The 20,952-nt window shown below is 68.8% G+C and carries 18 protein-coding genes and 1 pseudogene; 10 read left to right on the forward strand and 9 right to left on the reverse strand.

Annotated features, from left to right (window positions below; genetic code table 11):
• The first annotated feature begins 1 nt into the window (after nt 1).
• Nucleotides 2-2,263 carry a phosphoribosylformylglycinamidine synthase subunit PurL gene (gene purL, locus ACFV9C_RS17510; protein WP_380194762.1) on the forward strand — a complete coding sequence of 754 codons (2,262 nt, stop codon included), beginning with the start codon at nt 2-4 and terminating at the stop codon, nt 2,261-2,263.
• A gap of 45 nt (nt 2,264-2,308) precedes the next feature.
• Complete coding sequence (locus ACFV9C_RS17515; protein ID WP_380194764.1) at nt 2,309-2,806, forward strand: DUF1707 domain-containing protein; 498 nt, start codon at nt 2,309-2,311, stop codon at nt 2,804-2,806.
• Here the strand turns inward: ACFV9C_RS17515 and ACFV9C_RS17520 are convergent.
• Nucleotides 2,795-3,778: a LacI family DNA-binding transcriptional regulator gene (locus ACFV9C_RS17520; RefSeq protein ID WP_380194766.1), complete on the reverse strand. Its 984-nt coding sequence runs from the start codon at nt 3,776-3,778 to the stop codon at nt 2,795-2,797. The two genes, ACFV9C_RS17515 and ACFV9C_RS17520, sit on opposite strands and share 12 nt — an antisense overlap.
• A 128-nt stretch (nt 3,779-3,906) precedes the next feature.
• On the opposite strand from ACFV9C_RS17520, the gene ACFV9C_RS17525 reads away from it, so the two are divergent.
• Genes ACFV9C_RS17525 through ACFV9C_RS17540 form a run of 4 tightly spaced genes read left to right on the forward strand, consistent with a single transcriptional unit; the run spans nt 3,907 to nt 8,529 of the window.
• Complete coding sequence (locus ACFV9C_RS17525) at nt 3,907-6,324, forward strand: beta-L-arabinofuranosidase domain-containing protein (RefSeq protein ID WP_380194768.1); 2,418 nt, start codon at nt 3,907-3,909, stop codon at nt 6,322-6,324.
• 37 nt (nt 6,325-6,361) lie between these two features.
• Nucleotides 6,362-7,330: a DUF1707 domain-containing protein gene (locus ACFV9C_RS17530; RefSeq protein ID WP_380194770.1), complete on the forward strand. Its 969-nt coding sequence runs from the start codon at nt 6,362-6,364 to the stop codon at nt 7,328-7,330.
• Between the two features lie 9 nt (nt 7,331-7,339).
• On the forward strand, nt 7,340-7,882 hold the full coding sequence (locus tag ACFV9C_RS17535) for a GNAT family N-acetyltransferase (protein WP_380194772.1): 543 nt from the start codon (nt 7,340-7,342) through the stop codon (nt 7,880-7,882).
• Nucleotides 7,879-8,529 (forward strand): hypothetical protein, encoded by a 651-nt coding sequence (locus tag ACFV9C_RS17540; protein ID WP_380194773.1) that lies wholly within the window; start codon nt 7,879-7,881, stop codon nt 8,527-8,529. Before ACFV9C_RS17535 ends, ACFV9C_RS17540 begins: the two co-directional genes overlap by 4 nt.
• On the opposite strand, the gene ACFV9C_RS17545 is transcribed toward ACFV9C_RS17540, so the two are convergent.
• The 6 genes and pseudogenes from ACFV9C_RS17545 to ACFV9C_RS17570 all read right to left on the reverse strand — a co-directional run bounded on the left by ACFV9C_RS17545 (nt 8,508) and on the right by ACFV9C_RS17570 (nt 14,305).
• Complete coding sequence (locus ACFV9C_RS17545; RefSeq protein ID WP_380195499.1) at nt 8,508-10,388, reverse strand: HPr family phosphocarrier protein; 1,881 nt, start codon at nt 10,386-10,388, stop codon at nt 8,508-8,510. The two genes, ACFV9C_RS17540 and ACFV9C_RS17545, sit on opposite strands and share 22 nt — an antisense overlap.
• Before the next feature lie 3 nt (nt 10,389-10,391).
• Nucleotides 10,392-10,802: pseudogene (gene dhaM / locus ACFV9C_RS17550) on the reverse strand (dihydroxyacetone kinase phosphoryl donor subunit DhaM); the annotation flags it as partial.
• Nucleotides 10,799-11,419 (reverse strand): dihydroxyacetone kinase subunit DhaL, encoded by a 621-nt coding sequence (dhaL, locus tag ACFV9C_RS17555; RefSeq protein ID WP_380194775.1) that lies wholly within the window; start codon nt 11,417-11,419, stop codon nt 10,799-10,801. The pseudogene dhaM and the gene dhaL, both read right to left, overlap by 4 nt.
• On the reverse strand, nt 11,416-12,420 hold the full coding sequence (gene dhaK / locus ACFV9C_RS17560; protein WP_380194777.1) for a dihydroxyacetone kinase subunit DhaK: 1,005 nt from the start codon (nt 12,418-12,420) through the stop codon (nt 11,416-11,418). The genes dhaL and dhaK overlap by 4 nt, the downstream gene beginning before the upstream one ends.
• Before the next feature lie 27 nt (nt 12,421-12,447).
• On the reverse strand, nt 12,448-13,680 hold the full coding sequence (locus ACFV9C_RS17565; protein WP_380194779.1) for an MFS transporter: 1,233 nt from the start codon (nt 13,678-13,680) through the stop codon (nt 12,448-12,450).
• 64 nt (nt 13,681-13,744) lie between these two features.
• On the reverse strand, nt 13,745-14,305 hold the full coding sequence (locus ACFV9C_RS17570; RefSeq protein WP_134110310.1) for an RNA polymerase sigma factor: 561 nt from the start codon (nt 14,303-14,305) through the stop codon (nt 13,745-13,747).
• A gap of 94 nt (nt 14,306-14,399) precedes the next feature.
• Between ACFV9C_RS17570 and ACFV9C_RS17575 the strand changes: the two genes are divergently transcribed.
• The gene (locus tag ACFV9C_RS17575; protein WP_380194781.1) at nt 14,400-15,872 is read left to right on the forward strand and encodes a serine/threonine-protein kinase; all 1,473 of its coding nucleotides are present in this window, start codon (nt 14,400-14,402) and stop codon (nt 15,870-15,872) included.
• Nucleotides 15,873-15,998: 126 nt separating this feature from the next.
• Here the strand turns inward: ACFV9C_RS17575 and ACFV9C_RS17580 are convergent, their stop codons facing one another.
• Together ACFV9C_RS17580 and ACFV9C_RS17585 are read right to left on the reverse strand one after the other, a co-directional pair.
• A complete protein-coding gene (locus ACFV9C_RS17580; protein ID WP_380194783.1) occupies nt 15,999-16,724 on the reverse strand; it encodes a hypothetical protein in 726 nt (241 codons plus the stop codon).
• 127 nt (nt 16,725-16,851) lie between these two features.
• Nucleotides 16,852-17,574 carry a hypothetical protein gene (locus ACFV9C_RS17585; RefSeq protein ID WP_380194785.1) on the reverse strand — a complete coding sequence of 241 codons (723 nt, stop codon included), beginning with the start codon at nt 17,572-17,574 and terminating at the stop codon, nt 16,852-16,854.
• Nucleotides 17,575-17,874: 300 nt separating this feature from the next.
• Here ACFV9C_RS17585 and ACFV9C_RS17590 point away from each other — a divergent pair, with 300 nt between their 5' ends.
• Genes ACFV9C_RS17590 through ACFV9C_RS17600 form a run of 3 tightly spaced genes read left to right on the forward strand, consistent with a single transcriptional unit; the run spans nt 17,875 to nt 20,857 of the window.
• Complete coding sequence (locus ACFV9C_RS17590) at nt 17,875-19,164, forward strand: ABC transporter substrate-binding protein (protein ID WP_380194787.1); 1,290 nt, start codon at nt 17,875-17,877, stop codon at nt 19,162-19,164.
• Nucleotides 19,161-20,039, forward strand: a complete 879-nt coding sequence (locus ACFV9C_RS17595; protein WP_380194789.1) for a carbohydrate ABC transporter permease — start codon at nt 19,161-19,163, stop codon at nt 20,037-20,039. Before ACFV9C_RS17590 ends, ACFV9C_RS17595 begins: the two co-directional genes overlap by 4 nt.
• Nucleotides 20,036-20,857, forward strand: coding sequence for a carbohydrate ABC transporter permease (locus ACFV9C_RS17600; protein ID WP_380194791.1), 822 nt, complete (start codon nt 20,036-20,038; stop codon nt 20,855-20,857). Before ACFV9C_RS17595 ends, ACFV9C_RS17600 begins: the two co-directional genes overlap by 4 nt.
• Nucleotides 20,858-20,952 lie beyond the last annotated feature (95 nt).

The following is a 20,952-nucleotide window of genomic DNA, read 5'->3' on the forward strand; positions in this document are numbered from 1 at the left end:
AGTGTCGACCGACACCGTTAGCAACGCCAGCAGCACGCCGGACGTCGAGCAGCCGTGGGCTGACCTCGGTCTGAAGCCGGACGAGTACCAGCGGATCCGGGACATCCTGGGCCGGCGCCCCACCAGCTGCGAGCTGGCCATGTACTCGGTGATGTGGAGCGAGCACTGCTCGTACAAGTCGTCCAAGGTGCACCTGCGCAAGTTCGGCGACATCCCGCAGGAGACCCCGGCCGGGAAGATGCTGGCCGGCATCGGTGAGAACGCCGGCGTGATCGACATCGGCGAGGGGTACGCCGTCACGTTCAAGGTCGAGTCGCACAATCACCCGTCGTACGTCGAGCCGTACCAGGGCGCGGCTACCGGGGTCGGCGGCATCGTCCGCGACATCCTCGCGATGGGCGCCCGCCCGGTCGCGGTGATGGACCCGCTGCGGTTCGGACCGCTGGACGCGCCGGACACCCGGCGGGTGCTGCCCGGGATCGTGTCCGGCGTCGGCGGCTACGGCAACAGCCTCGGCCTGCCGAACGTCGGTGGCGAGGTCGTCTTCGACCCGACGTACGCCGGGAACCCGCTGGTGAACGCGCTCTGCATCGGCGTCATGCGGCACGAGGACCTGCACCTCGCGAACGCGACCGGCCTCGGCAACCAGATCATCCTGTACGGCGCGAAGACCGGCGGTGACGGGATCGGCGGCGTGTCCGTGCTGGCGTCGGAGACGTTCGCGGACGGCGGCCCGACCAAGCGGCCGGCCGTCCAGGTGGGCGACCCGTTCATGGAGAAGCTGCTGATCGAGTGCACGCTCGAACTTTTCCAGGCGAATGTCGTCGAAGGCATCCAGGACCTGGGCGGCGCGGGGCTGTCCTGCGCGACGTCCGAGCTGGCCAGCGCCGGTGACGGCGGCATGCACGTCTCGCTCGACAAGGTGCCGTTGCGAGACGCGTCGCTCGCGCCGGAAGAGATCCTGATGAGCGAGTCGCAGGAACGGATGATGGCGGTCGTGACGCCGGACAACGTCGAGGCATTCCTGAAGATCTGCGCCAAATGGGATGTGCAGGCGGACGTGATCGGCGAGGTCACCGATACCGACCGGCTGGAGATCGACTGGCACGGCGAGCGGGTGGTCGACGTACCGCCGCGGACCGTCGCGCACGAGGGCCCCGTCTACGACCGCCCGTACGAGCGGCCGGCGTGGCAGGACGAACTGCAGGCGGACGCCGCCGAGAAGTTGCCGCGGGCAAGCAGCGGGGCGGAGCTGCGGGACACCCTGCTGAAGCTGGTCGCGTCGCCGAACCTGTGCGACAAGTCCTGGGTGACGGACCAGTACGACCGGTACGTGCTCGGCAACTCGGTGCTCGCGCAGCCCGAGGACAGCGGCATGATCCGGGTCGACGAGACCAGCGGCCTCGGCGTCGCGGTGTCCACCGACTGCAACGGCCGGTTCGCCAAGCTCGACCCGTACACCGGCGCGAAGCTGGCGCTGGCCGAGTCGTACCGGAACGTCGCGACCACCGGCGCCCGGCCGGTCGCGGTCACCGACTGCCTGAACTTCGGCTCGCCCGAGGACCCGGCCGTGATGTGGCAGTTCGTCGAGGCGATCCGCGGGCTGGTCGACGCGTGCAAGGAGCTCGGCATGCCGGTCACCGGCGGGAACGTGTCGTTCTACAACCAGACCGGCGAGACGCCGATCCTGCCGACCCCGGTCGTGGGCGTGCTGGGCGTGATCGACGACGTGACCCGGCGGACGCCGATCGGGTTCACCGCGGAGATGGAAGGCCACCAGCTGTACCTGCTGGGGACGACGGAGGACGAGCTGTCCGGGTCCGAGTGGGCGCACGTCGTCCACGGGCACCTCGGCGGGCGGCCGCCGGCGGTGGACCTGGAGGCGGAGAAGCAGCTCGCCGACATCCTGATCAACGCCTCGCGGGACGGCCTGATCGACGCGGCGCACGACGTCAGCGACGGCGGTGTCGCGCAGACGCTGGCCGAGTCGGCGCTGCGCGGCGGCATCGGCGCGCGGGTGTGGGCGCCGGACGGGCTGGACCCGTTCCTGTTCCTGTTCGCGGAGTCGGCCGGCCGCGCGATCGTCGCCGTACCGCGGACCGAGGAGGTGCGGTTCACCGACATGTGCACCGCCCGCCGCTTCCCGCATGCCAAGATCGGCGTGATCACCGGCGACACCCTCGACGTCCAGGACCAGTTCGAACTCCCCCTGGCGGAACTCCGCGAGGCCTGGACCGCGACACTTCCGGCGGCCCTCAGCTGACCACCCGGATGGCACACTCTGAATGACGAGTGTGAGGTGAGGCGGATGGCGGAGCGGCGACCGGTGAAACCGGGCGACCTGATCGGGTACGCGACGGCGGCCGGGCAGGAGGCGCGGGAGGTCGCGACGCGGCGGCGGATGGTCAACATCCGCCTCACCGACGAGGAGCGGCACGTCTGTACCGACGAGCTGGCCGAGCAGTTCGCGATCGGCCGGCTGGACGAGGACGAACTGCACCGGCGGGTGGACCTGCTGAACGACGCGGTCACGCACGGCGACCTGATCCCGATCTTCGCCGGCCTGCCGACGCCGTCGCTGTACAAGCCCGTGCCGCGGACACCGGGGAAGTGGCGATGGGCGGCGTTCATCGGTGCGGTGTGGATGGCGTTGCCGTTCGCGCTGGCCGGGCTGCTGTTCCTGGTGTTCGGCCGGGAGATCGTTGCCGCGATCTTCGGGCTGCCCGCACTCGCCTGGGTGTTCTTCGCGTACCGCTGGGCCTCCCGCCCGAAGCGCGACGAGCAACGCAAGAAGTCAGGCGCCTAGGGTCGACTCCCGGGTGATCAGCCGGGCCGGGAGCTCCAGTACGCCGTGGTGCCGCTTGCCGGCGATTCCTTCGAGCAGCACGGTCGCCGCGCGGCGCCCGAGGTCCTCGAGGCGCGGGTCGACGGTGGTGAGCGGCGGACGGCTCGCCATCGCCATCACCGACCAGTTGTCGTAGCCGGTGACCGCGATGTCGTCGGGTACGGCATGGCCGAGCTCGCGGAGGCGGTCGCAGACGCCGCGGGCGATCTGGTCGCTGCCGCAGCTGATCGCGTCCGGGCCCTGCCGCAGTACGACGTCCGTTGCCTGGCGCCCCCACCGCTCGCTCCACTCGCCGTACAGCGGCTCGCCGCAGAGCGCGTCGCCGGCAGTGCTGACGACCGCCTCGGCGCGGGCCGTGGCGGAGCGGTGGTTGACGGGACCGGTGATGTGCGCGATCCGCTGCCGGCCGAGGCTCAGCAGATGCGTGATCGCGGCCGCCATGCCGCCCGCGTCGTCGACGATCACCGAGGCGTCCTTGGGGTCGCTGGAGGCGGCGAGCGCGTAGACGACCGGCAGCGGTACGTCGATCGGCGGCCGTGGCTCGGTACGACGTCCCGTGACGACGAAGCCGTCGACGCCGCGGGCGACCATCGAGCGCAGGTACGTCAGCTCGCGCAGCGGGTCGTCCCGGGTGTCGCACAGCACGGTCGCGAGCTGCCCGGCGCTGAGCACGTCCTCGACGCCGCGCATGATCGGGATGCTGAACCGGCCGGTGCTGTCGGTGGTCACCAGCGCGACCGTGTACGTGCGGCCGGAGGACAGCGCGCGACCCCGGCTGTCGGGGGTGAACCCGAGCTTCTCGGCCGCCTGCCGCACCCGGTCGCGGGTTTCCTGGCTCAGTTGGCCGGTGTTGTTGAGCGCCTTGGACGCCGTCCCGGCGGACACCCCCGCGAGCGCGGCAACATCCACCATTCGCACTGCCGGCGGCCTCATCCTGTCATCCTCCTGGTCGTCCCGTCTTGCGTCGAAGCCTAGCTGAGACCTACGTTGTCAGTGACGGAAAACGTGTGCCGTTTTTCCGTCGGTGTGATGTCCGCCCCCGTCACCCGAAAGGCGCACCCATGTCCGAACCCACTCCCGAAGGACTGCCCCGACGTGACTTCCTCGGTGTCTCTCTGGCCGCGGCGGTGCTCGTGACGAGTTCCGCGACCGCCGCCCCTCCTTCCGGCCCGCCGGCGAGTCGCGGCGGGCACTACGTCCCGCAACATGCTCCGCTGCGCCCTGTCCCGTTCCAGAAGCTCCCACCCGGTGCGATCGAGCCACGCGGCTGGCTCGCGCAGCAGCTCGACCTGCAGGTCAACGGGCTGTGCGGGCGGTACGACGAGATCTCCGACTTCCTGGTCTACGACACGAACGGCTGGGTCGACCCGGCGCTCGGCGCATGGGAGGAGCTGCCGTACTGGCTGCGCGGCTTCGGCGACCTCGGCTACGTTACGGGCGACACCGGCGTACTGACCAGGACGCAACGGTGGATGGACGGGATCCTGGCTACGCAGGCGGCCGACGGGTGGTTCGGCCCGGACCGGTTGCGGACGTCGTTGGAGAACGGCCCGGACTTCTGGCCGGGCATGCCGTTGCTGGCATCGTTCCGGTCCTGGTACGAGTACTCAGGTGACGAGCGGGTCATTCCGTTCATGACGAAGTACCTGAGGTTCCAGAACACGCAGCCGCCGGAGGTGTTCAACCGGTCGTGGGGTGCGTTCCGCTGGGGCGACAACATCGACAGTGCGTACTGGTTGTACAACCGCACCGGTGAGCAGTGGCTGCTCGATCTGGTGACCAAGATGCACAACGGGTCGGCGGACTACGTGAACGGCATCCCCACCTGGCATAACGTCAACCTGGCGCAGGGTTTCCGGGAGCCGTTGCAGTACTGGCTGCTGTCCGGGGACGCCAAGCACCGGGAGGCGACGTACCGGGACTATGCGACGGTCATGGGCCTGTACGGACAGTTCCCGGGCGGCGGGTACGCCGGTGACGAGAACTCGCGCCCTGGGTTCGGTGATCCGCGGCAGGGGTTCGAGACGTGCGGGATCGTGGAGCTGATGCACAGCTACGAGCTGCTCACCCGGTTCACGGGCGACGTCGCGTGGACGGACAGGTGTGAGGAGCTCGCGTTCAACTCGCTACCGGCGTCGTACGACCCGCAGCAGCAGGTGATGCACTACATCACCTGTGCGAACAGCGTGCAGCTCGACGACCAGCCGAAGCACGGGCAGTTCCAGAACGCGTTCCCGATGGGCTCTTACAAGTACGGCGTGCACCAGTACAGGTGCTGCCCGCACAACTACGGCATGGGCTGGCCCTACTACGTGCAGGAGCTGTGGCTGGCTACTACGGACAACGGTCTGGCCGCGTCGATGTACGCCGCCAGCAAGGTGACTGCGACGGTCGGAACGGGCGAGACCGTGTCCGTCGTACAGGACACGGAGTACCCGTTCTCGGACACCATTACGTTCACGGTGGAGTCGCAGCGTCCGGTGCGATTCCCCTTGTACCTAAGGCGTCCCGGCTGGGCGCATGGCGCCTCGGTGAAGGTCAACGGGGAGCAGGTGCGCACTGCTGGCGACTGGATGAAGGTAGAGCGCACCTGGCATCCGGGTGACCGTGTAGAGCTCAAGCTGCCGATGCGGACGACCACCCGCGTCTGGAACGACAACCACGACTCGGTGTCCGTCGACCGCGGCCCGCTGACGTACTCGCTGCAGATCGACGAGCGGTACGAGCGCATCGGCGGCACGGAGGCCTGGCCGGAGCTCTCCGTGTACCCGGAATCCCCGTGGAACTACGGGCTCGTCGCAGGCGCCACGTTTGACGTCGTACGACGGGAGGGCGGCGGCAACCCGTTCACACGGGACGGCGTACCGCTGGCACTCACCACACAGGCTCAGCGGATCCCGCAGTGGGAAACGGACACCGAGGACGTCGTAGGGCTGCTGCAGCAGAGCCCTGCACTGTCAGAGCAGCCTGTGGAGACCGTGACCCTGATACCTATGGGGGCGGCCCGGCTGCGGGTCACGTCGTTCCCGCAGGTGTCTGCGCAGGGCGAGGAGTGGTTCTACCGCACCCGGATCACCGCGTCGCACGTGAACGACGGGGACTCGCTGGAGGCGCCCGACTCGGGCCGTACGCCGGAATCGTCAGCAGACACGTCGATTCCGCGCTTCACCTGGTGGGACCGTCGCGGGACGACGGAGTGGATCGAGTACGACCTGCGCGAGGTACGGGACCTGTCGAGCGTCTCGGCGTACTGGTACGACGACACCGGCTCGGGCCAGTGCCGCGTACCGCAGTCCTGGCGGGTCCTGTGGCTCGACGGGGCGACGTGGCGCCCGGCCGACAACACCACGCCGTACGACGTCGCGGTCGATCAGCCCAACAGCACGTCGTTCACGCCAGTACGCGCTCAGCACGTCCGGGTGGAGGCCGTACTGCGTCCGACGTACTCGGGAGGATTGCTGCTTCTGACATTCGACTGACCACCCGGTTCTGCGAGAATGAGCCGAGGGGGGAACTGTGGCGATAGACGCGATGCTGGAGCATGTCCTGCTGACGCAACTGCGACATGCTCCACTCACGCGAGCCGAGCTGGTACGCCGCACCGGCGCCACCGACGACACAGCGCAGTCCGCTCTGGACGAGCTGGTCGAGGACGGGTCCGTCGCGCGCCTGACCCAGCGGGGCATGCCGGCCGAGTACGAGCTGACCGGGGCCGGTGCCGTCCGCTTGAAGCTGGTCGCCGAGATGCTGGACTCTCCCTCCAGGGCCATCGGCAGGGCGCTTGGCGGCCTGCTGGCCGGGGCCTTGAGCGAGGGTGCGCTCGATAGCTCGCCGGAGCGGATGACACCTGAAGAGTTAGAGCGTATGGTCCTGCGGGCGCTGGGCCACGGGCGGAAGAGCCGCGACGAGCTGGTGCGACGGACCGGCGCGGAACCGGACGAGATCCAGGGAGTCCTGGACCACCTGCTGCGTACCTCGACCATCGTCCGTCGCCCACAGGACATCGGACCCGCTGAGTACGAACTGGTCGGCGCCCGCCCCAAGCGCCGCCCTCCTGTGCAGCGCCAGAACCGGAGCACCCCGCTGACCAGCGACGACCGGCAGCGGTGCGCGGTCGCCCTGACCGACCTGTACACGGCCGGGACCATCGACCAGGCGGAGTTGTCCCGACGCATCAACCTGTTCGTCACGACGGCACAGACCCGCCGCGACCTGAAGGCGGTCTTCGACGGCCTGCCGATGCCGGATCTGGACGGGCCCCTGCCCAGCGGGTCGCCGACGCCCGAGGTGTCGCTCGCCGCACGGCCGCCCGCGGCGGAGCGGCAGTTGGTGGTGAGGTTCGTGAAGGAGCTCGCAGTCGGGGTGGTGTTCGTGGGCGTGCTGATCGTCGCGCACGCTCCGCTGACGATGGCGGGTCTCGCCGGGCTCATCGTGGGCTGGCGGATGTTCCTGGTGTACCGCAAGTGGGTCAAGAACCACAGATAGTCTGTGGGCGTGGAGCCTGTGTTGCGGTTGGCTGTGGTGGGGGATGGGCCTGCGGTGGCCGCGCTGGCCCGGTCGGCGGTGGAGACACAGTTTCCGGCGTACTACGACGCCGCGCAGACGGCCAGTGCGGCCGAGCACATCACCACGCTGGACACCGCCCTGATCGACGACGGCACCTACTACGTGCTGGAGGCGGCCGGAGAGGTCGTCGCATGCGGCGGGTGGAGCCGGCGGAACAAGCTGTTCAACGCCAGTACGGCGGGAGCCGACACCCGGCTGCTCAATCCGGCGACCGAGCCGGCCAGGATCCGGGCCATGTTCGTACGGGCGGACTGGACCCGCCGCGGGCTCGGGCGGGCGATTCTTACCGCCTGTACCGAGGCTGCTCGCGCGGAGGGGTTCACCCGGCTCGCCCTGATGGCGACGCTGCCCGGCGTACCGCTCTACAAGGCCTACGGCTTCACCGAGGTGGAGGACGCCCAGCTACCGATGCCGGATGGGACCCTGCTCCCCGGCGTCGCGATGGAACGACCGATCGAGGAGAACGCATGACCGCTGGCACAACTGTCACCGCACCGGACGGCACCGAGGTCGTGCTCGGTGAGATCGGCACCCGCGTGCTGCTGAAGAACTCACGGGTGCGTGTCTGGGAGGTGGAGCTGCAGCCCGGTACGGCGCAGGGCTGGCACCTGCACCACAACCCGTACGTCGTCCTGTGCCTGTCGACGTCGCCGTGTCACATGGACTGGCTGGACGGCAGCCCTGCCCGCCACCTGAGCGAGACCGTCGGCGGGTCGGTCTACCGGCCCGTGTCGCCGGTGCACATGCTCACCAACGACGGCGACGCGCTCTACCTCAACCGCCTCATCGAGGTGCTCGACCTCGGCGAAGAGGCCTCGGGCGAGCCGTACGCCGCGGTTGACACAGCTGCTGCGGGCTTCGAGCAGACCGGCGAGATTCCGACGAAGGTCGTGGTCGACGAGGACGACGTACGCGTGCAGCACGTCACTCCTGAGGCAGGGGAGTCCTACACGTGGCGTACGGGCGCCTACCCCGCTCTTGTCGTCGACCTGGACCTGTCGAGCCCAGACGTGACCTACCTGGAGCCCGGGCAGTCCTACACCCTCCCCGCGAAGGCGGAGCGCACCTCAGGCTTCAACCTGGTCGAGCTTCGCTACTACAGCAAGCCCCGCACCTGACTCGCGTCCCGGGCAGCCAAAGCCGCGGCAGTGTCGACCTGGCTGAGGTCGGCCTGTCGTAGCTGGGCCTTCACCAGCGGTACCTGCGGGCCGACGGCGCTCAACTCGGTCACACCGAGAGCAGCCAGCAGTACGGCGGCCTGCGGGTCGCTGGCGAGGTCACCGCAAACGGCCACGCGTACGCCCGCCGTACGGACGACGTGATCGATCAGCTGGAGCACCGCGGGGTCCAACCCGTCCGCAAGCGGTGCCACGGCAGCGTTGGTACGGTCGGCCGCGGTCGTGTACTGCGTGAGGTCGTTCGTGCCGATGCTGACGAAGTCGAGGTCCTTCGCGAGCGTGGCAACCCGGAGCGCGGCCGCCGGGACCTCGACCATGATGCCGACCTCGACGTTGTCCCGCGGGCCGAGCTCGTGCAGCGCCCAGTCGACCTCGTCGGCGGTCGTCACCATCGGGAACATCACGTGTACCGGCGTCTCCGCCGCCGTCCGCCGGATCGCCGCGAGCTGATCGCGGAGCAGCTCCGGCCGGCGGCGGAACACTCGCAGGCCGCGTTCGCCGAGGAACGGGTTCGGCTCGTGCTCCTGCGGGAGGAACGGCAGCGGCTTGTCGCCGCCGATGTCCCATGTGCGGATCGTGATCGGCTTGTTCCCGAGCGCCTGCGCGATCTTGAGGAACACCTCGGCCTGCTCGTCGACGCTCGGCGCCGTACGCCGGCCGCCGAACAGCACCTCGGTCCGCACCAGCCCCGACCCGTCCGCGCCCCGCACCTCCACGGCGTCCTGCAGGACACCGACATTCACCAGTACGTCGACGGTCCGGCCGTCGCGGGTCGTGGCCGGCGCGTCCGCGTCAGCGATCGCCCGCGCCCGCTCGTCCAGCCGCTCGGCGATCGTGGCGCGCACCGCGGCCTCGTCGGGTGACGTGTCGAACACACCCGTTCGGGCGTCGAACGCGACCACGGTCCCGGCCCGTACCGCGACGTCTCCGATCCCTGTCACCAAAGGGATCCCGCGAGACCGCGCCACGATCACCCCGTGCCCGGTCGTCCCCGCGGCCCGCACCGCAATGCCCTCGACCGCGGTCGCATCAACCGTCGCAGCAGTAGCCGCATCCAGCTCAGGCACTACGAGAATGCCGTCGGCAGCCGTCTGCTCCGTGGCGCCGACCAGCAACCGCAGCACGCGGTCCCGCACTGCACGGACGTCCTGCGCGCGTTCTTGCTGGTACGGGTCGTCCAACGCCTCGAAGGTGGCGGCCAACCCGTCGTACGTCTGCTTCCACGCGACCGGCGCCGACGTACCGCCCGTGATCGCCGCGCGGACGTCCTCCAGCAGCTTGCGGTCGTTCAGCAGCGCGAGGTGTGCCTCGAAGATCCCGCCACCGTCAACCAACGCCCGCAGCTCATCGCCCGCGACCCGAACCGCATCCTCCAACCGGGCATCTTCGTTGTCCCCAGCAACATAACCGGTGAGATCAACCGCAGCATCGACAAGCACGGCCGGTCCGATCGCCACATCCAGCCCGGACCCACCCGGCAACTGGGAAGCAACCACGACCTCGTCACCGAAGTTGTCAGCAGCAAGCTCTTCAACGGCCGCGAGGACCTCAGCTGCCTGCGTTCCACTGGCGCCCACCCGTAACCGATGCCCCTGCCGCGCATTCAACGTCGCGACCATACTCAAACTGCCCGCATCCACCGGGCCCTTCCCGGTGTCCAGATCGGTCAGCGTGACCACAGCATCAAACCCGTTGACCAGCCCAACCAACCGAGCCGCCGGCCGCGCATGCAGCCCGTGCTCGTTCCCGACCACCACCTCAACGGTGTGATCGGCCTCAACTATCGGCTCCGCGACCACCAAGGTGTCCCCGAGATGGTCCTGCTTACCAGCCAGCCCCCGCGCCGCCTCCGCAGCAACCGCATCCAGCGAAGCGCCCGTGGACGCCGTCACCACGGCCGCCACCAGCCCCTCGACCAGCGGAGCGCTCGTCAGCCGGACATGCTCCGCGACCGCGGGATCGACGAACTCCAAGGCCATCTCGGCGCTCAGCACCGCCGACCCGAGATCCAGCAGTACGAGTACGCCGTCCGCGCTGTCCGCGACCCCGAGCGCCTCCGCGACCGCCATCGCGTCGGTCCCGAACGTCGTCGCGTCCAGCCCCGCCGCCACCGCGATCACCGGACGCTTGTCCTCGGCAACCATCTCCGCCGCGAGCCCGACCGCCGCGTCCGCCAGTGCCCGGCTGTGCGACACCACCACGATCCCGATCATGAGAGCGTGCGCGCCGCGGACTCCAAGATCAGCGTCGTACTCGTCGCCCCCGGATCCTGATGCCCGGCGCTGCGTTCACCGAGGTAGCTGGCCCGCCCCTTGCGTGCCACCAGCGGTACGGTCGCGTCCCGCCCCTTCGCGGCCGCCTCCGCCGCGGCGGTCAGCGCCGTACCGAGCTCCGCTCCGCCGGCCACGGCATCGTCGTACGCCGTCAACGCCGGCGCCCACGCGTCGTACATCGTTTTGTCGCCGAGCTCCGCCTTGCCGCGGGCCAGCACACCCTCGACGCCGGCGTGCAGCCCCTTCCCGATCGCCTCCGGTGTCAGGTCGACCCCGGCCAGCGCGGTCCCGAACCGCAGGAAGAACGTACCGTACAACGGCCCACTGGCCCCGCCGACCTTGCTGACCAACGTCATCCCGGCCTTCTTCAGCAACTCGTCGGCCGATGCGAACGACGTACCGTCCAGCACCTCGACGACCGCCTGGAACCCGCGATCCATGTTGGCCCCGTGGTCAGCGTCCCCGATCGCCGAGTCCAGCTCGGTCAGGTACGCCGCGTTCTCGTGCAGCACCTGCGCGACGTCCTGCATCCAGTTGACGAAGTTCTCGACGCTCATGCACCCCACCGTAGGCCGGGGGTGTTCACCGGGGCGTCCCAGAGGCGTACCAGTTCGTCGTCCACCTTGAGCAGGGTGACCGAGCAGCCGGCCATCTCGAGCGAGGTGATGTAGTTGCCGACCAGGGAGCGGGCGACGGTGATGCCGGCGCGGTCGAGGAGCTGGGCGATCTCGTTGTACATCACGTACAGCTCGATCAGCGGCGTACCGCCCATGCCGTTCATGAACGCGATCACCGAATCGCCTTGGGTGTAAGGCAGATCGGACACCACCGGGTCGACGAGCAGTTCGGCGATCTCGCGCGCCGGGGCCAGCGGGAGGCGCTGCCGGCCGGGCTCGCCGTGGATGCCGATGCCGACCTCCATCTCGTTCTCGGCGAGCTCGAACGTCGGCTTGCCCGCGGCCGGGACCGTACAGGACGTGAGCGCCATTCCCATGCTGCGGCCGTTGTCGTTGACCCGCTTCGCCAGGTCCGCGACCTCCTGCAGCGGGCGGCCCTCCTCGGCGGCGGCGCCGACGATCTTCTCCAGCAGTACGGTCACGCCGACGCCGCGGCGGCCCGCGGTGTAGAGGCTGTCCTGAACGGCGACGTCGTCGTTCGTCACCACCGACAGCACCTCGGTCCCGGCGTCGGCCGCGGCCAGTTCGGCGGCCATCTCGAAGTTCATCACGTCGCCGGTGTAGTTCTTGACGATGTGCAGTACGCCGGCACCCGCGTCGACGGCCTTCGTCGCGGCCATCATCTGGTCCGGCACCGGGGACGTGAACACCTCACCCGCGCAGGCCGCGTCCAGCATCCCGGCCCCGACGAATCCGCCGTGCATCGGCTCGTGCCCGGACCCGCCGCCGGAGATCAGCCCGACCTTCCCGGGCCGCGGCGCCTCCTTGCGGTAAACGATCCGGTTCTCCAGGTCCACCCGGAGCCGGTCCGGATGCGCCGCCGCCATCCCGCGCAGCGCCTCACTCACAACATCGGCAGGGTCGTTGATGAGCTTCTTCATGAACCCATCTGAGCACACGAGCGCCGCCTACGGGAGGGCCTCCACGTCCGAAAGCAGCGGGATCGCCCGGATCGACCTGCTCACGGTGAGCAGTACGGCGCCCACCGCGAGCAGCGCCCCGAAGAGCAGCAGCGCGGTCCGGGCGCCGAGCGTGCCGAGGAAGACGCCGCCGAGGAACGGCGCCAGCGGGGCTGCGCCGTTCGACATGAACATGAACGCGCTCTGGGCCCGGCCCTGCAGATTGTTCGGGGTGATCAGCATCTGGTAGCCGAACAGGCCCGAGTTCAGCGCGGGCAGCAGGAACACGGCGAGCGCCGGCAGCACGATCAGTACGGCGGGCAGCGTGCTGGCAGCCGTCGCCGCGAACGTCACGGTGACGACCCAGGCGCCGAGGATCGTGATCTTCCCGGTGCTGTACTTCGCCAGCAGCCGCGGCGCCGCGAACGCCCCGAGCAGACCGCCCACCCCCATCGCGGTCTCCAGCAGCCCGATCACGGACGGCCGTACGCCGCGTTGCTGCATGCTCAGGATCAGCACCAGGATCGTGCCGTTCGCGGCGAAGTTGAGCAGCGTCGCGGCGATCGCGATCGTCCGCAGGTCGCGCTGGCGGAACAGCCAGGCCAGCCCGGACCGGATCGCCTTCAGGATCGGCTCGGGTGCCTCGCCCTCGGGCTGCGGGGCCGGCAGCGGGTGCCGGATCGTCGTCAGCATGATCGCCATCACCAGGTACGAGATCGCGTCCGCGGCGACCGGGATGGCACGCCCGATCGAGAACAGCAGGCCGCCGAGCGGTGCGCCGGCCAGCCCTGCCACGTTCTGCCGGCCGTGCGACGCGGCGAGCGCCGTACTGATGTCCTCGGGGGCGACGATCTCGCGCAGCGCGGCGCTCTCGGCAGGCATGAACAGCGCGTAGCCGGCGCCGTTCAGCAGACCGACCAGCAACAGGTGCGGGAGCGTCAGGTGGCCGAGCCAGGCGGCGACGGCGACCGAGCCGAACAGGAACGCGCCGAGGAACGTGTACCCGACCAGGATCCGGCGCCGGCTCCACCGGTCGGCGAGCGCGCCGCCGGGCAGCGCGACCAGGACGGTGCCGAGCGAGGACGCCGTACCGACCAGACCGGCCTGCACCGGGGAGCCGGTGATGGCCAGGCCGAGCAGCGTGAACACGAACGAGCTCATCGCGGAGCCCAGCGAGCTGACCGTTTGACCGGTCAGCAACTTCAGATAATCACCGTTGTGCAGCAACCCCCGGGCGGACATAACCGCGAGGGTATGCCTGCATCAGGCTCACACATCAGGTCTGATGCATTGCACGTTGATGCAATCAGTCCTTGGGCCGCAGCAGCGGGCGGACGACCTCGCGGGCGTCGTGGATCCGGGACTTGACCGTGCCGAGCGGGGCGCCGACCTCGGCGGCGATCTCCTCGTACGACAGCCCGTACACGTCCCGCAGTACCAGCGGGGTGACCATCTGCGGACGGTCCCGCTCGAGGGTCTCGAGCGCCTCCAGGAGGTCCAGGCGGGTGCCGGCGATCACGCTCGTGGTGCGCGGGTCCGGCTTCTCCATCTGCTCCGGGTTGTGGGCGGCCTGCGCGGAGCGCTTCAGCTTGCGGTACGTCGAGCGCGCGGAGTTGGCCGCGACGGAGTGCACCCAGGTGGAGAAGCTGCTGCGCCCGGAGTACGTGTTGATCTTGGTCGCGATGTTCAGCAGCGCCTCTTGGGCCGCGTCCTCCGCGTCGGCGGAGTACGGCAGGACGCTCCGGCAGATCCGCAGGACGCGCGGATAGACCTGCCGCAGCAGGTCGTCCATCGCGTTCTTGTCGCCCGCCTGCGCCTGCTCCGCGAGGGTCGCAAGGTCGTCCGTCGGGCTGGTGCTCTCGCTCATCTGCGCCTTTGCTCTCCATGGGCCCCGGTAAGGGACACTCCAATGACCCATAATGCCTTGTATGGGGGTCCCAACCAGACTCGGTCGGTACGTCGTGCGCCGACGCCTGGGCTCAGGCGGTTTCGCGACGGTCTGGCTCGCGCACGACGAGCAGCTCGACGCCGAGGTGGCGATCAAGGTGCTGGCCGACAACTGGGGCCACGACGACTCGGTCCGGAAGCGGTTCCTCGAGGAGGGCCGGTTCCTGCGCCGCGTCGAGTCCGAGCACGTCGTCCAGGTGCACGACGTCGGTGAACTCGAGGACGGCCGCCCGTTCCTGGTGCTCACGTACGCCGACCGCGGCACGCTGGCGGACCGCCTCAAGCAGAAGCCGCTGCCGCTGGCCGAGGCGGTCGACGTGGTCGTCCAGGTCGGCCGCGGCCTGCAGGCGCTGCACCGGCGCGGGCTGCTGCACCGCGACGTGAAGCCGGCCAACGTACTGTTCCGCAGCACCGACGACGGCGAGCGGGCGGTCCTGTCCGACCTCGGCCTGGGCAAGTCGCTCGACGAGGTGTCGCGGATCACCATGCCGGGCGGGACCCCGTCGTACGTCGCTCCCGAGCAGGCGTTGGGGGAGCGGCTGGACCAGCGGGCCGACCAGTACTCGCTGGGAGCCGTCGCGTACGCCGCCCTCACCGGCCGATCCCCACACCAGGTCGACGGGCTCGGCGCCGCCAGCCGGGTCAAGGTGGCACCGCCGCCGAGCTCCCTCGGCTTCGAACTGCCCGAACAGGTCGACGCCGCGATCGTCCGCGCCCTGAACCCCGACCGCGAGCAGCGCTGGCCGGACGTCCAGTCATTCACCAAACAACTCATCGGCGCCCTCGACGAAAACACCCACGACTTCCCCCTCGCCCTCCGCGAATCGATCGAGCTCGCGTCGGACGATTCGGAGCAGACCGAGCTGAGCGACGCGAACCAGCCGACGGTCGTCAAAGCCGACGAACCGTCCGAGACCGTCGCGGTCCCTGAACCCGTTGCAGAGCCTGCACCCGTTGCTGTGAAGAAGAAGCGCCGGACCGGCCGGTGGGTGCTCGCGGCCCTGCTGGCGCTGGTCGTCGGTGGCGGCGTCGGCTATGGCGGCCACTGGTACGTAGCGGGCCACAAGCTGGTCCCGGTCACCACGGGAGGGTTCCAGGTCGAGCTGCCCGAGGCGTGGGCACACTCGCGCGCGGTGTCCAACTGGACCGTTCCCGGTACGAACGCGAGCGCACCCGCCTTCCGCGTCAGCGAGGGCGACACCTGGACCGGTACGACGCCAGGCGTGTTCGTCGGGGTGTCCACGACCAAGCTCGCGATCCCGGACGGCAAGCAGTGCACGATCACCGGTACGCCGTACTTGCACACGGATGGTGAGAACGTGATCACCGACCGGGTTTCCGAGGGGTGCTTCGGTACCGATATCGTGCTGCTCCAGCGGGTCGTCGATCACGGGGACAACGGCTCGCTACTCGTTCAGGTCGTCGTGCCGGCCGGAAGCAAGGATCGCGCCAGCGAGATCGCCGACACGGTGAAGTACAACAGCTAGAGGTCCCCATGCGTTTCCCGACCGAACGGCTTCGGCCTTCGCCGGCCCTGATCCAGTCCGTACGCCGCAGGTTCTACCGGATCCGGTCCACCATCTTCCGCACCGTGTGGCCCGTCGACTGACGACCTAGGAATTCAGCGGAGTGTCCTTGCGCTGAATGCTCCTCGTAGCGTGCTCCAGCACATCCATCAACGCATCCTGATCCTGGGGAAGCCCGGTGGAACCCATCTCGATGGCACAGTTTCCACTGTCGTTCGCGACCCACCGCACGATGACGTATCGCAGCACGGCGTCGGGCGACTGCTCAGGCGGCGGCACGTACGTGTAAGCGATCGTGGCGTAGTCCTTGTCCACACGCTGCGAGAGCAGTTGGAACATCTGGTTTGCCGAGAGACGCTTCAGTTGTGCGAGCCTGATCTCCATCGAGGCGGCCGGCGGGCGTTTGATCGTGAAGCCGCCCTCGACCCGGAGCCATCGCTTGCCGGTGGGGTCGGTGAACCGCCCGATCGTCGGCGGGTCCGGCTGCGTGAATCCCCAGCCGTCCGGTACCCGTACCGTGATCCGCGACTTGAGCACGGCTCGCACGTCGAAGGTCTGGCTCCGGTAGCTGAGATCGGCCGGCTTCAACGCCGGCGAGTTGTCGTAGGTGACCTTGCGGGGCGTCGGGGTCGGGCTGGCGGTGGGCGACGGCGATGCGCCGCCGGATCCCATCGGAAGTGGTGCGGCCGTGCCGGCCTGGCTGGGTTCAGCCGTCAGGAACAGACCGGCGCCGTACCCGCCGGCGCCCCCGACGCCGGCCAGGGTGAGCAGCCCAGCGCCGAGCAACGCACGTCGAGACACGTTCCGCACCACCCACGCACCTCCCCCAGTCCTACACTCAAAGACACCTCAGCCCCCGCTCAGGTTGCACCGCGCAGGTAACAATTCCGTGAAAGCCGCAAGTCCGGTGGAGTACCCAGCCTATCGCCGGACCGGGGGCCTAGCCGGTCTCGCTGACTGAGCTGGAGGCCTTCTCGAGTATCTCCGCGAGGGCGGGAGCGTCGGCGGGGATGCCGGTGATGCTCATCGAGATGTTGCCGAGCTTTCCGTTGGTCGCGATGAAGCGGACGATGACGTACCGCAGAATGTCGCTCGGGATGTAGGTGTAGGTAAGCGTGGCGACCGACCGGGTCTCACCGTCGTCGCCGGTGATCGTGCCGGGCTTCTGGTCGAGGATCTGTACGTCGTTCTGTGGCGGCTGGCTCGTTCGCAGGTTGATGACGAGCTGCGACAACGCCTCCGCGGGGGTCTTCTGCTGGGCCGTTGGGACGGATTGGACCCGCACCGCACGTTGTTTGAGGTCGTCCAGGAACTTGACCTCGTCGGGATGCTTCGGGTCCCGCGTCAGACCCCAGCCCTTGGGGACCTTGACCGAGAGCTGAACGGGCTGGTCGGGGTCGGGGTGGACCGTGAAGGTGCGGTTCGCGTAGTCCAGGCCGGGCTGGAGCGGGTCCAGGTTGCTCGGGCTGGGGGTTTTGACGGGGAGCGGAGGCTCTGTCGGGGTTTGGGACGGAGTCGGCGAGGGGGAGATCTCGCCCAGGGGGTTGGCGGCGCCGGTGGTAGTGGGTTCGGGATCGTCCCAGCGGTCGCCGGCGTAGTAGCCGCCGGTGACGCCGAGGGCCGAGGCCAGCAACAGCAGGCCGACCAAGAGAACTCGTCTCACACCTGCACCGGTCCGCTCGTGGGCGTCACGGACTCGCCGGGCCGCGGTACGACGCGCGTCGTACCGGCCGGTTGCGGGAAGGCGGTCGCGGGCACGGGCCCATCTTCTCAGGCGACCGAGGCGGCGGCCCAAAACCCCGGCGGCCGGCCCGGAGTCGTTTTCACACCGGTATCGACTGAATCCTTTCAACGAGGTCTTGACACCCTCCCGGGCCGTACGTAGCGTCCCGCGTGACAAAAGTAACAGGTTTCGACGGTTACTTCACATCCTTGGCCGGTATCTCGGCGCTCAGGAGGAACCATGGCACTCGATCGGTCCGTCAGCCGTAGGCGGCTCCTGCAGCTGGCCGGCGGGGCCACCGTCGCCACCGCGCTCGGCGGCACGCTGGCGGCGTGCGGCGGCAGCAGCGGCGGTACGTCGTCCGGCGGCACGCTGAAGGTGATCGGCGTCGGCGACCAGGAGCCGGGCCTGCGCAAGGTGCTCGACTCGTACAAGGCCGGGCACTCGGGCTTCGACTTCAACCTGTCGTTCGCGCCGGCGGATCAGGTGCAGACGGCGCTCCGGACCCAGCTCGGCGGCGGCAACGCACCCGACGTCCACGTGGTCTATCCGGGCAGCGGCAGCGCGATGTCGATGGTCCAACTCAGCAAGGCCGGGCTGCTCGCGGACCTCAGCGGCCAGTCGTGGACGCAGAAGGTGCCGGCCGGGTTCAAGGGCGCGTTCCAGAACGACGGCAAGACGTACATCTACTCGCCGGGCTCCAGCATGCTCGGCGCGATCTACAACAAGAAGGCGTTCGCGACCGCGGGCGTCGAGCCGCCGACCACCTGGTCCGAGCTGCTCGCGGTGTGCGAGAAGCTGAAGAAGAAGGGCATCGTGCCGATCGCCCTCGGCGCGCAGACGCCGTGGATCACCCAGCTGATCCCGTACGCGCTGGTCCCCGGCACGGTCTACGCGAAGACGCCGGACTTCGACGACAAGATGAGCGCGGGCCAGGCGTCGTTCGCGGACTCGGGGTGGGCCGACGCGATGGACAAGTACCTCGAACTGCAGAAGAAAGGGTACTTCAACGACAATCCGAACGGTACGACGTACGAGCAGGCCACCTCGATGGTCGGCACCGGCAAGGCCGCGATGGCCGTCCAGGTGTCCGCCGTACTGTCCGCGTTCCGGGCCGCGGCGCCGGCGCCGGACGACCTGTCGATGTTCCCGTTCCCGTCCACGGATGTTGCCGCCGACAACTGGATCCCGGCCGGCGTGGTGGTCGGCATCGCCGCTAGCGCGAAGAGCAAGAAGGCCGACGACGCGAAGAGCTTCCTCGAGTACTGCGGCCAGCAGGACAACCTGAACGCCTGGGCCGAAGCCGTCTCCTGCGTCCCGCTGTACGGCGACGCGAAGGTCGACCCCGCGCTGACGTCGTTCCTCCCCCTCCTGAAGGCGAACAAGGCCGTCCCCTTCATGGACCAACGCTGGCCGAACGCCGAAGTCCAACCGACGCACTTCGCCGTGGTCCAGCAACTCCTCGGCGGCAAAACCACCGTCCAGGATGCCCTCAAAAAGATGGACGACGCATACAAGAAGGGCGCATGAGAGGACGAATTGCGCCGCCGTGGTGGTTTGCGGTGCCGGCTGGGCTTGTTTATGCGTTGGTGGTTCTGTATCCGAGTATTGCCGGGGCGGGGTCGGCGTTCACGGACTGGTCGGGGGTGGGGAGTGCCAAGGCATTCGTTGGTCTGGCCAACTTCAAGCAGTTGGTGCGGGACGATCAGTCGCTGGGGGCGTTGCGGAACACGCTGCTGCTGACGGTGGCGATCGTCGTGGTGCAGAACGGGATCGGGCTGCTGCTCGCGCTCGGGGTGCATACCCGGATCCGGAGCCGGATGGTGCTGCGGCTGGTGTTCTTCGCGCCGGTTGTGGTGAGTCCGGTGATGGTGTCGTTCCTGTGGAAGTTCGTCTACAACCCGGCGCCGGACGCGGGGCTGAACGCCGCGCTCGGGGCGGTCGGGCTCGGTGGGTTGCGGCAGGACTGGCTGGGGAATCCGTCGCTCGCGCTCTGGTCGGTCGCGTTCACGGTGATCTGGCAGTGCGCCGGGTACTCGATGGTGATCTTCCTCGCCGGGCTCGAAGGCGTACCGGCCGAGCTGCACGAGTCCGCGATGGTCGACGGCGCCGGGACGGTCGCCCGGTTCCGGCACATCACCTGGCCGCTGCTCGCGCCGGCCGTGACGATCAACGTGATGCTGTCGACGGTCGGCGGGCTGACGTTGTTCACCCAGATCATCGCGATGACGAACGGCGGACCGGGATACGCCACCGACACGTTGTCGACGGTGCTGTACAAGCAGGCCTTCGTCTACGGGAAGTTCGGCTACAGCACCGCGGTCGCGCTGGTGCTCGCGATCTTCGTCGCGGCCGTCACGTTCCTGCAGATCGGGTACCTGAGGTCGAGGGAGACGACGGCATGAAGTACCGCCCACGGACGTTCCTGCTCGAGGTCGTGATGATCGTGGTCGCGATCGCGTTCCTCTTCCCGGTGTACGTACTGGTCACGCTGGCGTTCAAGGACCCGCAGCAGATCGCGAACAAGCCGCTCGGGCTGCCGTCGCCGCCGAGCGTCGGCAGTTTCGGCGAGGCGTGGCGCGAGGCCGGGCTCGGGTCGGCGTTGCTGAACAGCACCCTGATCACGGTGGCGAGTGTCGTCCTGCTGATCGCGGCCGGTTCGCTGGCGGCGTACTTCCTGGCTCGTACGGCGACCCGCCTGAGCTACGGTCTCTACATCCTGTTCCTGGTCGGGATCATCCTGCCGTTCCAGCTCGGGATGATCCCGCTGTACAAGCTGGTCGACGACCTCGGCCTGCTCGGGACGTACCAGGGGATGATCCTGTTCTACACGGGGATCCAGCTCCCGTTCACGGTGTTCCTCTACACCGGCTTCATCCGCTCGCTGCCGGCCGACTACACGAACGCGGCACTGATCGACGGAGCGTCACACCTGCAGGCGTTCATGCACGTGATCTTCCCGCTGCTGCGACCGATCACCGGCACGGTGCTGATCCTGAACGCGGTGCAGATCTGGAACGACTTCTTCACGCCGCTGCTGTACCTGGGCGGCTCCGGCCACGAGACGGTGCCGGTCCGGGTGTTTGCCTTCGTCAACCAATACACCTCGAACTACGGCCTGGTCGCGGCCGGTCTGATCCTGGCCGCGCTCCCGATCCTGCTGCTGTTCCTGATCCTGCAGCGGTACGTCATCCGCGGCTTCGCGTCAGGCCTCAAAGGCTGATGTAACGCGGACCCTCCCAGTCCCGATAGACGAGCAGGTGCGCCGTGGCGTCGATGGAGCACACTGGGAGGGTTCCGTCGACGCCGTACGGCGCA

Origin of the sequence: Kribbella sp. NPDC059898, assembly GCF_042730855.1 — a bacterium.
Lineage (GTDB): Bacteria > Actinomycetota > Actinomycetes > Propionibacteriales > Kribbellaceae > Kribbella.

Coding starts and splice junctions, on each gene's coding strand:
- ACFV9C_RS17520 (WP_380194766.1), bottom strand. CDS start 3,778: ATGAGGCCGCCGGCAGTGCGAATGGTGGATGTTGCCGCGCTCGCGGGG.
- dhaL (WP_380194775.1), bottom strand. CDS start 11,419: ATGAGCGTCGAGAACTTCGTCAACTGGATGCAGGACGTCGCGCAGGTG.
- ACFV9C_RS17515 (WP_380194764.1), top strand. CDS start 2,309: ATGGCGGAGCGGCGACCGGTGAAACCGGGCGACCTGATCGGGTACGCG.
- ACFV9C_RS17540 (WP_380194773.1), top strand. CDS start 7,879: ATGACCGCTGGCACAACTGTCACCGCACCGGACGGCACCGAGGTCGTG.
- ACFV9C_RS17525 (WP_380194768.1), top strand. CDS start 3,907: ATGTCCGAACCCACTCCCGAAGGACTGCCCCGACGTGACTTCCTCGGT.
- ACFV9C_RS17600 (WP_380194791.1), top strand. CDS start 20,036: ATGAAGTACCGCCCACGGACGTTCCTGCTCGAGGTCGTGATGATCGTG.
- ACFV9C_RS17565 (WP_380194779.1), bottom strand. CDS start 13,680: ATGTCCGCCCGGGGGTTGCTGCACAACGGTGATTATCTGAAGTTGCTG.
- ACFV9C_RS17595 (WP_380194789.1), top strand. CDS start 19,161: ATGAGAGGACGAATTGCGCCGCCGTGGTGGTTTGCGGTGCCGGCTGGG.
- dhaK (WP_380194777.1), bottom strand. CDS start 12,420: ATGAAGAAGCTCATCAACGACCCTGCCGATGTTGTGAGTGAGGCGCTG.
- ACFV9C_RS17590 (WP_380194787.1), top strand. CDS start 17,875: ATGGCACTCGATCGGTCCGTCAGCCGTAGGCGGCTCCTGCAGCTGGCC.
- ACFV9C_RS17570 (WP_134110310.1), bottom strand. CDS start 14,305: ATGAGCGAGAGCACCAGCCCGACGGACGACCTTGCGACCCTCGCGGAG.